The 13,456-nt window shown below is 44.0% G+C and carries 9 protein-coding genes; 1 reads left to right on the top strand and 8 read right to left on the bottom strand.

What is annotated here, in order from left to right; all coding sequences use genetic code 11:
- Positions 1 to 419: 419 nt before the first annotated feature.
- The 4 genes from AC1MCB_RS00275 to AC1MCB_RS00260 are packed head-to-tail and all read right to left on the bottom strand — an operon-like array spanning position 420 to position 3,274.
- Positions 420 to 1,454, bottom strand: a complete 1,035-nt coding sequence (locus AC1MCB_RS00275) for an NAD(P)/FAD-dependent oxidoreductase (protein ID WP_479966746.1) — start codon at positions 1,452 to 1,454, stop codon at positions 420 to 422.
- Entirely contained in the window at positions 1,438 to 2,583 is a 1,146-nt protein-coding gene (locus AC1MCB_RS00270; protein WP_479966745.1) for a hypothetical protein, read from the bottom strand. The genes AC1MCB_RS00275 and AC1MCB_RS00270 overlap by 17 nt, the downstream gene beginning before the upstream one ends.
- Before the next feature lie 9 nt (positions 2,584 to 2,592).
- Complete coding sequence (locus AC1MCB_RS00265; protein ID WP_479966744.1) at positions 2,593 to 2,835, bottom strand: peptidase associated/transthyretin-like domain-containing protein; 243 nt, start codon at positions 2,833 to 2,835, stop codon at positions 2,593 to 2,595.
- Positions 2,836 to 2,851: 16 nt separating this feature from the next.
- Positions 2,852 to 3,274, bottom strand: coding sequence for a hypothetical protein (locus tag AC1MCB_RS00260; RefSeq protein WP_479966743.1), 423 nt, complete (start codon positions 3,272 to 3,274; stop codon positions 2,852 to 2,854).
- 237 nt (positions 3,275 to 3,511) lie between these two features.
- Here AC1MCB_RS00260 and AC1MCB_RS00255 point away from each other — a divergent pair, with 237 nt between their 5' ends.
- On the top strand, positions 3,512 to 5,569 hold the full coding sequence (locus AC1MCB_RS00255) for a hypothetical protein (RefSeq protein ID WP_479966742.1): 2,058 nt from the start codon (positions 3,512 to 3,514) through the stop codon (positions 5,567 to 5,569).
- A gap of 65 nt (positions 5,570 to 5,634) precedes the next feature.
- On the opposite strand, the gene glgB is transcribed toward AC1MCB_RS00255, so the two are convergent.
- From glgB to AC1MCB_RS00235, 4 genes are all read right to left on the bottom strand, one after another.
- A complete protein-coding gene (gene glgB, locus AC1MCB_RS00250) occupies positions 5,635 to 7,635 on the bottom strand; it encodes a 1,4-alpha-glucan branching protein GlgB (protein ID WP_479966741.1) in 2,001 nt (666 codons plus the stop codon).
- 188 nt (positions 7,636 to 7,823) lie between these two features.
- On the bottom strand, positions 7,824 to 10,280 hold the full coding sequence (locus AC1MCB_RS00245) for a glycoside hydrolase family 31 protein (protein ID WP_479966740.1): 2,457 nt from the start codon (positions 10,278 to 10,280) through the stop codon (positions 7,824 to 7,826).
- A gap of 5 nt (positions 10,281 to 10,285) precedes the next feature.
- On the bottom strand, positions 10,286 to 11,629 hold the full coding sequence (locus tag AC1MCB_RS00240) for an MFS transporter (protein ID WP_479966739.1): 1,344 nt from the start codon (positions 11,627 to 11,629) through the stop codon (positions 10,286 to 10,288).
- Between the two features lie 15 nt (positions 11,630 to 11,644).
- Positions 11,645 to 13,450 carry an alpha-amylase family glycosyl hydrolase gene (locus tag AC1MCB_RS00235; protein ID WP_479966738.1) on the bottom strand — a complete coding sequence of 602 codons (1,806 nt, stop codon included), beginning with the start codon at positions 13,448 to 13,450 and terminating at the stop codon, positions 11,645 to 11,647.
- Positions 13,451 to 13,456 lie beyond the last annotated feature (6 nt).

Genomic DNA, 13,456 nt, shown 5'->3' with positions numbered 1-13,456 from the left:
CACACTACAAGAAAAAATGATAAGGTTCGTTTGGGAATGTTTCAATTTTCCGGCTGCGTATCAATCTTGAAACTTTTGGTCAAGAAATGCAATGCGGCTCCTTAGATAAATACATGACTGGCTAACCTATATTGATTATCACATAAGATATTAACGCATGCAGGAGGCACCTCTGGAGCCGGGCAATCCGTTCGTCGACTTCCATAAACAGATTGCTCCTCTGGAGCATTATAGCGGATAGGAATAACGCGTAAAAATCTGAAAACTTCGATTAAGCGGTTGCAGCTCGGGAGTAGTTCCATGTTTGAACTACAGGCTATACCTCCCCAGCTCCGGAGGAGCCTCCTGATCTTTGCTATCAGCGTTAATCCCTCAGAGTTAACATGCTTGTTTGATAATTTACCAATAATCTTAAAATACTAAATTCCACACAAGCCCTTCCAAACAGAACGCTGAAGATTCAATTTGTAAGCATTGGAGAAATGACTGAAAATAACATTTGAATATTCCTGTAAGTGTGTAATATTACCACCACTAGTTAGAAAGGAATATATTTTTTTCGCCCCCAAACATCCGCTATAAAGCGCAGCCGTGATACCCTCACCACTAATCGGATCTATTAACCCAGCCGCATCACCGCAAGAAATGATCCCCTGATCCGAATGCCACATGCTACCTCTATTACTCCATAAAGGGCCCTTCCCTCCTCTCCAATTAATGTTATCTGAATAAATGCCCTTACTCCGCAAATATTGGCGACCAAGAGACTTTAGGTTAAAAGGGATATCGCCCATCGAGCATAACCCGATGTTTACAGATTGCACACTCATCGGGAAATACCAGCCATACCCCCTGCTAATAATGTCTGTAAGGTCAAATGCGATCTCGCCGGAAGGCAAGTCATACGTGCTATAAGTAGAAACAGATGCAGAATTTATAGGCTTCCCGCAAATACCCAGATTTCTTGCAAACCTATTTTCTGCGCCTGTTGCAATAATCACACTGGCTGAGCGGATGCTCTTGATTCGCTTGTCCTTCTCAAAAATCAGCGAAAAATATTTGGTTTCCTTTTTAACTTCCAGTACTCTGCACCCGTATTCCAGCCCCAAATAGTTAGAGGCCACCTCTCTTAGTTTCTGATCCAAAGATCTCCGTGGTAACATCCAGCCGGTTTCCCGTTTTAATGAATGATTCCACAATACGTCTGAGTCATCCACCAGCTTTATATTGTAAAAAGGCCTGCCTCCGATGGTCAGAAATGCCGCTACAGACAGACCTAATTCTTCTAAAATTGAAATGGCGGACGGCATAAATGCATCTCCGCATGCTTTATCTTTGTAAGGGAATCCTTTTTCAAGAACTATCCCACTCAGATTGTATTTGCCAAGAGTTATCGCTGCTGCTGTACCAGCTAAACCCGATCCGATGATGGCAACATCATAAATTGTTTTCATGATTAACCGGATCTTGCTTATACAGGCTATTATTCCAGTCAGGGGAAAGAAACATCAATATTGTATCATGTGTGATTTCCTTGAACGGCTCCATATTGCAGCTTACTGATTTTATAGCGTTGATCAAATCAGAGTAATAAGTACATCCAATAGCTACCAAATGTCGCACTACAGCCTCGTCCGACAAACAATTTCGAATAATGGCTGGAAAATCCGTGTTTGCCACCGGCAAAAATGACAAAAGCTTATAAAGCTCAACAAATACGTTGCTCCATCTATTGGATACATAATCATTCTCTATATCCGACAAGTCGTCCAGCCAGCCACCAAATGTGCCTAAGCTTCGGGCTATCAGACGAAGCTGTTCAGGAGCAATGTGAGGAGGCCATCCATGAATGCAAAAAGGTGCAAGAGACACAGCCCATGCCCAATTGGCTGATTTTGACCGCAGAGTTTCGCCCAGCAAATGAATATCTGAAGGTATGTGATGCAAATCCGGTATTTCTCCGCTCTCATTTTCTGCAAAGAAAGCTGCTGCTGAGGCTGCTTCAAATTCGCCTCTTACTACTTTGTCGGATTGCCAGACTGCCTGGCTGGTTACTAATGAAATGATGGAGTGTATCACTTCCAATAAAATACGTACCGCAGGATGACTTTGCTGCGTGTCAGGAACAGTTGGAGGATCAGATGAAACCCAGCGTCGGTTAAACATAACTTCATGCATCCAATCCTTTTCGGAGGATGTCAATAGGTGGGGTGCCTCATCAATAACTTCATCATAAAGATTGGTAAAAATGCTCATCAGCATTGCAAGCTGAACGGTGTCGTCACTACTGTCGGAGAAGAATGTTTTTTCCATCGCCACAGCCCGGGCTACCGAAAAAAAGGCTGCGCCCGGCACTTTATGGAACATGCGATTTTCCGGCAGCGTGAGATCCGAATTGAACAAATCAATTGCTTCAGTTGAAATCAGATTGCGGTCCCTGAGTTTATTTAAATTATAAAGCCCTTTCTTAAAATAAGCCCGCTGCCTTTGTTCAAGTGTTCCCTGTCTGACATCGAAATGAGCAGACAACTTGTTCAACTGCTCTTTCCTCAGATCAAAGCTGAATAGGTCGACCTGGTGCATATCCAAGTGTCAATGATTACCAGTTGTACCGGTCTCTTTCTGCAAAACTGTTCTGTTATTTTCCTGGGCTATTATTTCAGCTTGCTTATATCCACCAGGAGCTGTAATCACTATGGTAGTACCAACCGGGAGATCGAGTTGCCATTCTCCTGACGCATTTGTGGTGGTTGTGATTAAAGTGCCCTTTTGAGAAACCGAACAGCCGGCCAGCGCTGTACCATCTACCGAACTAACTACAATTCCTATTATCATATCCTTATTGATTTAATTATGCTACCATATATTTTTCGGGCGGAATGCCAAAACGGTTAGCCCACTGCTTAAAAAATGCTGCGAAATTACGGTCACTTAACATCTTAATATTTTGCTTTTTATCAGACGAATATCCCCAAAGTGGATTGACTAATTGAACCACCTGATGCAGCCGCCTGATCAGGCTTGCATTATTATCCACCGGAAATAAAAATTGGGGAAGAGCTTCCTGAAAGATCTTTACCGGAATGCGAAGATCCCTAAACTCTATAGCCATTTCATTAAGCTTGTTTAGATCACCGGGCTCAATGATAGGTAGTAAGGGCTTCAGTTGAAGATATAATTGTAATACATCTCTCAGCAATGGAATTTCCTGAGCAAAAAGAGGAAAGTCGTCTATTTGCGTTCCCCCTGATTCTATCTTCTCTCCAACTTCCATGTTTCTCTAAATCAATAAGAGCTTTTAGCCTAATCAATTTACAGTTAGGTATGTCAAATAATCAGCGTTAAAATACCTGATTTTCAAATTGTTAGCAACTGTGAAATAACTATGAAATCTGATTCACAAAACCCCCTATTTGTATCACATACTGACACAATTAATATTCTTCAGCTGAATAATATAGGAACGAGAAAGAAAGAGCGTTAAATTTGAGTTTCTTCTAAATATTGTCCCATGGCTATCATCGAGGTACAATTTGAAAAAGGCAGTTTTTTGGAAATTCTGAAAGCTAACTTTTCCCGACAGGAAATACCAAGAAATCTGTTTACGGAATTAGCACCTGACCGCATTCTTGAAAAGATTGAGATTCTGGATGCAGTAGATACTACAGATGATCAGGAACGGGTTGGAAAACTAGACCTGAAAATCAGCTTTCTACAGCACCATACAACCTTGACAGACGCGAAGAACGCCGGGTCGCTGAAACCACCTGTCACCCAGCAGCTGCCTTGTGAGATCACTTTTGAGCTGTCCTTAACCGGAGACGGAAGCACTCCGCCTAACCCGCGGTTACAGGCCTGGACAAAGTCTCTCAAACTTGGAAACAGCAATCAGCCTGTTTTGGCAGCAAGTATTGTTTCCTTTGGTAACATTGGTTTCAATATCGCCAACTTTATGTTAGTTTCAAGTTCAGAAGTTGTTGCTTTCAGGTTTTCGACAAAACCGGATGATTTTGTGGAAGGACCTGTTTCAAACAAGTTAGAAGGTTTGGATTGGGGTTTTTTCGCTGATGGAAACTTGTTTGCCGATCAACTCTCGGAAACTATAAATGCGGTTGTGGAGGCTTCTATCGCCGGATCATCAGATCCGGTACTTGAACTAACCGAGCGGGCTTCTCCCAACTGGGCCACTAATCCTCCGCATGCTTTTTCCAACGTGGAGATCAATGCAGTAGATGCCATTCCGCTTGGGTTTGATGTTTCTGTAAAGGTAACGGCGGAAACCCATTTTAATGTCCCGCAACCTCCAAACGGGCTTGAAGCGATTACTACGGTGAGCTGGGACCCACAAGGCTTCTTTGGGAATTTTGGTATTGTCAAAGACATGGTGAACGACGCAATTAAAGAGGCACTTGCAGCACCCGGGGAGCTGAAAGAAATTGATAGGGGAGACGACTTTGTGAAGTATCTAGCTTTTTCCCCGCTATTTGTCCCTAAAAGCGATCTTTTCACTGCGACAATTACCAAAGCATTGGTGGCGGGAGACGGGCTTCACGTGTTGGGAAATGTTAAGGTAGTTGGCATTCCTTCCGTCTCTTTCTATCTTACAAATCCGCGTTGGGTAAACCGCCTTGATTGCAAAACGAAGAACGTTCACACCACTTTTGCTGGCCCGGTACTACACGTTAATGCTGAAGTACGATCGTTTCAAATAAAAATTGACCCCGGAATCCTGGTTGAGCCTCTCGGAGCATGGAATGCCCGTGTCGAGTCAACCAATAATGGAATAGGGTTGCATACTGTTGAAATTATATTTGAGCTTCCTGCGGGTGTAACCCAGGTTACAGGACTCAGCTCCTCTGCCTTCATTACAGGCAATATTGGTGTTAGATGGGTCGATCTGGGAGTAATTCCGGAGAAACCTGCAACAAGCTTCACAAGCAAAAAAGCCTTTGCCATTTCTCAGTGTATGGCTATCAGCGATCGCTGGGGCATGGGAGTTTTTAATCTTGACTGGCTTGTTGATCCGCCTTTTGACAGTTACGGATTGCCTGCGTTACGTGAGTGGACCGTAATCACATCGGGCTTAGCTGCTGAGGGTCGAATTCGATTCAGTGCAGTGGGTCCCGCCGGGACACGTGATCTCGGCTTCGCCAATGTTAAAGATGGGGCTATCTTTGCGCAGGTAATTACCGATGCTGATGAAACGCTGCAGGTTGAAGGAAATGTTCGGACAGAAACAGACACACCACAAGTGTATCAGCGTTGGATATCTCCGTTGGCAGAACTTCCTTTAACCGATGGTTCGACTCCATTAGCGGTAATGGATGATACCATATGGTTGAAAAATTCCCGGGATATGTCCAGTGTATCGATATCGGATCTTCTCGAAAATAACATATCTCATAGACGGGAAGATCCGGTTGACCAACCTATTGAAGACAGATCCTCGGAAGAGATTACACAAGCCGTTGTTTCTGACGGTAAATTCGTTGCCTTAAGGCATAAGGGTAAACTAGTTATTGGGCAAGCCGGGAAAGCGATCTCGTATAATGGTTCAGCAAGATTTTAATGTTGTGGAATCCCGTCGCAGATCTGTGATCTTACAGTTACTCTCAGATTAAATTATAATTGATACTATCCCCTCTTCAGAATCACCGCAGCTAAGGGAGGAACATCAAGCAATACAGACTGTGCTTTCCCCTGCCATGCTATTTGTTCAGATTTATGACTTTGCTGAATTTCCATACCACTACCATAATACTTTAAGTCATCAGAATTCAGAATCGTGCTCCATTCACCAGCTGCCGGCAAGCCCGTGCGGTACGCAGGACGGGGAACGGGTGTAAGATTAATTACTACTACCAGGTCATCCTCTGCGTTATTCCCTTTTCGCGAATAAACCAATACTGAATTATCAGCGTCACCGCCCTCTATCCATTCAAATCCATCATAGGTAAAACTCTTTTCGTACAAAGCAGGTTCAGTTCTATAAACGTGGTTCAAACTTTTTACAAAAGCTTTAACACCCTGGTGAGATGCATGTTCAAGAACATGCCAGTCCAGGGAGTAATTATGATTCCACTCTCTACCCTGTCCAAACTCATTACCCATAAACATAAGTTTGGTTCCCGGATGTGTAAACATATAGGCAAATAAAAGACGCAGATTAGCAAATTTTTGCCATTCGTCGCCCGGCATTTTATTGAGTAGGGAGCCCTTACCATGAACCACTTCATCATGAGACAGTGGCAGCATGAAATTCTCGGTGAACGCATACTCCGTGCTGAAAGTGATACGGTTATGATGATGTTTTCTGAAGTATGGATCTTTCTCGAAGAAGCTTAGTGTATCGTTCATCCAGCCCATCATCCATTTCATACCGAAACCCAGACCGCCAAGGTAAACCGGTCGGCTGACACCCGGGAAAGCAGTTGATTCTTCCGCAATCGTTTGGACATAGGGGAATTCGCCGTATACTGCCTCATTAAACTCCTTCATAAAGCTGATAGCCTCCAAATTTTCGCGCCCGCCGAAATCGTTAGGAATCCACTCACCCGCATTTCGGGAATAATCAAGATAAAGCATCGAAGCCACCGCATCCACTCGCAGACCATCGGCATGAAAACGATCCAGCCAGAAGATGGCATTACTGATCAGAAATGACCGTATTTCATTACGGCCGTAATTAAAGATGTAAGATTTCCAGTCGGGATGGAATCCCTTCCGCATATCGGCATGCTCATACAAATGCGTTCCGTCAAATTTATAAAGGCCATGCGAATCACCGGGAAAATGAGAAGGAACCCAATCGAGGATGACACCAATTCCACTCTTGTGAAGTTCCTCTATCAGGAACATAAGATCTTGTGGGGTTCCGAAGCGTGAACAAGCTGCAAAGTAGCCGGTTATCTGGTAACCCCAGGAAGGTGCAAAAGGGTGTTCCATCAGCGGCATAAATTCCACGTGGGTGAACTCCATTTCAACAAGATATGGAACTAACCTGGTTGCCATATCCCGGTAACTTAAAAACTCCTCGGGAGATTCGAGACTACGTGCCCATGAACCAAAGTGCATTTCGTAAACAGACATTGGCTGGTTAAGCGCATTTTTTTGCTGCCTGACCTTCATCCACTCCTGGTCTTTCCACTCATACCAGGTATCCCAAACAATGGAAGCCGTTGAAGGAGCTTCTTCCCAGCGTAATGCAAAAGGGTCTCCCTTTTCGAGTTCTTCTCCTGAGGTTGAGCGTATGAAATACTTGTAAATCTCGCCGTTACCCATCACCGGAACAAATGTTTCCCATATCCCTGAGCCGTCCCAGCGGGCATTCATCGGAAAAGTTGTTTTATCCCACCCATTAAAATTACCCATAACGGAAACTGAACGTGCATTTGGCGCCCACACTGCAAAGTATGTTCCTTTTACTCCTCCATGCTCGACCACATGAGAGCCCATCTTCTCGTAGAGCTTAAAATGCTTACCGGCCTTGAACAGGCTTATATCAAAGTCAGTGAAACGTGAGTAAAATCCGACATTCGTATTCTGCTGAATTTCCGGTTGTGTTGGGGTATTAGCGGCCTGACCGATTGATGTTTTTTTCGGTTCGGAACCTTTAATTGTTTTTGCCTTCGCCATGGAGTGGAATGTGACTGTACACTTAAAATAAATATAGCATAATTGTTTTCGTGGAAGAGAATATGACTTAATAAATTATCATTCCTCCATGTTTTAAGGAAGTGATGCCCGCCCTGGACTGAAGGGACGATCAAAAACAAAAAAATACCCTCCAGGGGAGGGTATTTAGCATTCCTAATAAATTATTTTTACTTGCTTGTTAGCTGTATTTGCTTGAAATTCTTATTGGATTTGAATCGCAGGCACCCTCTCTCATCTTTCTGAAAATCACTGATTTCTTTACCATCGATCATTATCCGACTTACGGTAAACGGGACACCGATAACATTGAAATCATACGACTCATAGTTGGGGGTAAATAATCCCTCAATGTTCTGTTTGATTATCATTGAGATATTGTCGCCCTTCACAACAAATTTCTTTTCAAGGTAAATGTCCTGCTCATAAGCAAAAGTGTCTCCATGATCTTCAAACAAGAAAGAGTTTACTTCGTAATCCGCATAATATACATTCAGCCAAACTTCATCAATTTCTTTTTCGCCAACATACTGCATCACTGGGTATTCAGGTAAAACCGAACCTGCCTTGACAAAAATTGGCATGCTCTCTATAGGCGCGTGAACATGGTGTTCCTGCCCGCCTTCGAATAATTGGTGTGTCCAGAAGTGATACCATTTACCCTGGGGCAGATAAACATTTTTGAATTCGGCGTCCGGCTCCATGACCGGCGCAACAAGAATTTTATCACCAAAACTGAATTCATCTTCGCGGTGATGATTCAGAGCGTTTTCCTGCTCATGCATTACCACCGGTCTCAGAATCGGGAAGCCATGACGGTGATGTTCCCAGAAGGTTGAATAAATATAAGGTAGCAGCCGGTATCTTAGTTCGATAAATGTTCGATTTATCGCTTCGAACTCAGGGCCGAAGCTCCAGGGCTCTCTTTCCTTGGTATCGCCGGCGGAATGTGCTCGCATCAACGGTGAAAATACACCGAGTTGGATCCAGCGCGTAAATAACTCTGCATCAGGCTCTCCGCTAAACCCACCTATATCGGTTCCGCAAAAAGAGATACCAGAAATGGAAAGCCGCTGACATTGAATATTGCCAAGTTTAAGATGTTCCCATGAGGCAACATTATCGCCTGTCCAAACCGAAGTATACCGCTGGACACCAGAATAGCCTGCTCTGGTAATTGTGAAGGGTCTCTTATTCTTTTGAAGAGCTTTTAGTCCGTCATACGTCGAGCGCACCATTTGCATTCCGTAAACATTATGCGCTTTTCGATGCGAACCACGCATGCCGTCGAAATGGTGACGAACATCATCCGGAAAAGTCCCTGAGCCAAACACCGCAGGCTCATTCATATCGTTCCAAACCCCCGCAACACCGTCGTCAACCAGCTCTTTGAATAAACCACCCCACCATTGTCTGACTTTAGGATTGGTGAAGTCTGGAAACTGACAACGGCCGGGCCAAACATGACCTTCCATGAAGTAATCATCACTACGGCGGCAGAAATAATTATTCGCTTTACCTTCTTTAAAAACCCAATAGTTATCATCCACGCGAATACCTGGATCAATAATTACGACGGTTTTGAAGCCATCGTCAGAAAGCTCCTTAATCATTCGCTTAGGATCAGGAAAATGCTTTTTATTCCAGGTGAAGCAACGGTAACCATCCATATAGTCGATGTCCAGGTAAAGGGCATCGCAGGGAATTTTGCGGTCACGGAAGTTTTTAGCAAGATCTTTAAGTTTTGATTCTGGGTAGTAGCTCCATCGACACTGATGATATCCCAGCGCCCACTTCGGAGGCATAGGATGAGTACCCGTAAGAGAACTATAACGTTTAACCACGTCCATCATGTGCGGACCGTGAATATAGTAGTATTGAAGCTCGCCCCCATCTGCCCAGAAGCTTGTTTTGGTACTCTCCTGTTGAGCAAAATCGAAATGGGTACGAAATGTATTATCGAAAAAAATACCGTAACTGGTATCTTCGGCTAACCCGATATAAAAAGGGATCGACCGGTAGAGCGGGTCCTGACCTTTTGAAAAAGAATAGGCATCGGTGTTCCAGTTGTGGACGCGTTTCCCCCGAAGGTTGAAATCAGTAGCTTTATCACCCATACCAAAAAAGCTTTCACCAACGGTACACTCCTTAGTAGCGTAGACGTAAAAGCCGCCAAACTCGGTATTTTCTTCCCAATGCATAGGCATAAGGTCGCGGTTGATTACTTTGTCCTGGTTATCAGCGAATGAAATCAGGAAATCCTCTTTCCTGATAATACAAGTAACGGTGTTTGTCGACACCCGGTAAGTCGCTTCATTCTCAACGAAACTTAACACAGTGACTCTCTGATCCGGCTGGTTTACAGCGTAGGAAAAGTCCTGTAGAAAGACTCCATGGGGCGCAAGTCGTATTCGAATAATCTCGTCGCTTACTACGCGAACCTCTACTTTGGCATATCCATCAGAAAAATAAAATATATTATCTTCCTGTTTTACCGAATTTACTTGAGTCAGGTATTTCTTTACAATGGGTTGTAGATTTAAAATGGGGTTGTTAAGGTGCTGAACACCCTCTTCCAATTTATCTACATCAATCTGATCCGTAATCAGTTCTTTACTCTCTTCCATAATTATTAATGTGGAGCCGGCACCACTTCTTTTATTTCTCCGGCTTCATCCCTGACAAACAAGGTTAACACCCCGGCAAATATCATACAAAAACCGCCAAGCATTAAAGTATTGACGGTATGACCGTCAAAAAAATTACTGGTAATATAGCCTAGCACCAGACCTCCTACGATCTGCGGGATTACAATAAAGAAATTGAATACTCCCATAAAGTAACCCATCTTTTCTGGTGGCAATGATCCGGCCAAAATAGAATAAGGCATAGTTAAAACACTTGCCCAGGCTATCCCGACACCCGCCATTGGCAACATCAACCACTCTTTTTCGGTGATTAAAAATATTGAGGCTAAACTCAGCCCTCCAATGACCAAACAAATCAAGTGAACAAATTTACGGCTGGTGAGTCTTGCAAAAACCGGGAGCAGGAAGGCAGCAAGCGCAGATACTCCACTGTAAACCGCAAACATGGTTCCTACCCAGTTTCCCGCCTCCTGGTAAGCAGCCGACTGAGCATCCGTAGTATTAAAGACATTATCGGCAATTGCTGAGGTAGTATAGATCCACATGGAGAATAGAGCAACCCAGGTGAAGAATTGGACGAAAGCCAGCTGAACCATTGTCTTTGGCATCTTTCCAAAACCATAGATGATTTCCTTAAAAGCTTTCGTAAATCCACCTTTCTCTCTTCTTTCCGCTTTGAAAGCCTCAAGATCTTTAGGCGGAATCTCGTTAGTAGTGAATACTGTCCACATCACCGAGAGAAGGAAAATTAATCCTCCAATATAGAATGAATAGCGTACTGAGTCCGGAATTGAGCCATCGGCGGCAGAATTACTTACATTGAAAATTTCCGAAAACATGGTTGGAAGTAGCGAGGCAATCACAGCTCCGCAACCAATAAAAAAGGTTTGCATCGCAAAACCTGCTGTTTGCTGTGAAGGATTAAGTTTGTCGCCAACGAAAGCTCTGAAAGGTTCCATTGAGATATTAATGGAAGCATCCATCAACCATAAAACTGCCACAGCCATCCACAATACGGTTGAGTTAGGCATTAGAAACAGGGCAATGGCGGCGAGTACAGCACCGATAAAAAAGAATGGCCGCCGCCGGCCCCACAATGGATGCCAGGTATTGTCACTTAGGTACCCTATAATAGGTTGTACCAACAAGCCTGTTACCGGTGCTGCAAGCCAATACAACGGCAGGTCGTCTGGGGTTGCTCCAAGGGTCGAAAATATCCGGCTGGTATTCGCGTTTTGCAGTGCAAAGCCAAACTGAATGCCAAAAAAGCCGAAGCTCATATTCCATAGTTGCCAGAATGAGAGCCTGGGCTTGAGTGACTGGATCATTTATAATGGTTGGGTTTAAAAGGTTAGTATCAATGCATCGGTTGTTGCCACTTCCACTGGTATCTCGGCCGAGAGATCTGTAACGACAAATGTTTTGCCTGTTAAGATGTCACGGAGCTTAACATTCTGCTTGTTCTTAATTGACGTCAAAAACTCCTTAGGTAAATGGATCTTGGAATGCAGACGCCGCTCCCGTTCGAAATTGGCCACTACCAATATTCGCTGATCAGCTGTATATCGCAGGTAAGCATAATTACGGTTCGAAAAGTTTTCCTGATGAACTAACTCCAAAAACGCCCCTTTACGCAAGGCCCTCTCCGTTTTCACCGCATTTAAAAGCGTGCTGTAGAATCCACGGAGATAATGCTGATCTTCACTAAGCCCTTTGCCATCGAAGGCACCGTTATTCATCCACTTTTGGTGTTCCGGAACGCCCCAATAGTCAAATATGGTAGTCCGGTTGTTCTCGCCGGCAAAACCTGCGTTGCCATGTCCGGGTTCCCCGCTTTCCTGCCCAAAATATATCATCACCGGGCCAGTAGACAAGGTTGCACTTACTACCATTGCCGGTTTTGCATACCAGGCATTGCCAGCGAATGCAGGAGATGCAATTCGTTCTTCATCATGATTCTCCAGAAAACGCAGCATGCGCGATGAGAAACCTTTGCTCTCAACACTCCATACATGTGTAATATCCTTTACATCTGCATGATGTTCGTTTTTAATCAGCTTCTTTAATCCATCGTACAGACCGACTTTATCATACAGGAAATCGAAGTTGCCGGTGGTGAGGAAGCTTGCGTATTTTTGAGCATTGTAGGCCTCAGCGATAAATATAATATCCGGGTTGGCCTTTTTTATTTCCGGAATTACCCAGCTCCAAAATTCCACTGGCACTTCCTCCGCCATATCGCAGCGAAAACCATCTACCTTTCGGGCGGTCCAAAAAAGCAAAATATCCCGCATCTTCAGCCATACGGGTGGTATCGGGTCAAAATGCGTCTGCTTATTACGGTAATCAATCCCATAGTTTAGCTTGACCGTTTCAAACCAGTCGTTAATACCGGGCGCTTCAGAAAAAACGTTATTGCCGGTCGCTTTAGCAGGATATTCTGCATATCTACCGTCCTTTAACGGGTGGTGAAAATCGTTTCCGCCCGCATTAACCCCTTCAGGAACTTTGAAGTTTTTACCGGATATGTAATAGAAGTCGTTACCAGGGTCAAACTCCTTTGAGATGTCATCCTCAGCGCCGAAGTCTTTCGGACCCGGACGGTTGTTCTCTGTGACGTAGTGCCGGGCCACGTGATTAGGCACAAAATCAACAATTACCTTCAGATCATGGTCATGAGTACGGTTTACCAGGTCATCGAATTCTTTCATCCGATTGCTTACATCAACCGCCAGATCCGGGTCTACATCATAATAATCTTTAATAGCATAGGGTGAACCGGCCCTTCCTTTCACCACATCCGGGTCGTCCATCCTTATTCCGGCAGCGGTATAATCGGTCATGGTCGCATGTTCAATCACACCAGTGTACCAAACATGTGATATCCCAAGATCTTTCAACTTATCCAGAGCCAGGCCTGTTATGTCGTTAAACTTTCCTGAACCGTTTTCTTCAATAGATCCGTAATGCTTATTTGTTTGATTTTTATTACCAAACAACCTTACCATCATCTGGTAGATCACCAGTTTATTATCAGTAATTTTCTCTTCGGAGTGATTGGTATCCATAACTGCAGGAGTGTTTACTTTGGGGGAACAATTTGCGACAAACAGCGCAAATAAAAAAACCGGATAAAGCTTTTTACTCATTTAATA

This window comes from Daejeonella sp. AP26 (assembly GCF_056680515.1).
The sequence above is the reverse complement of the archived record's forward strand: the minus strand, read 5'-3'. Positions and strand labels throughout refer to the sequence as shown.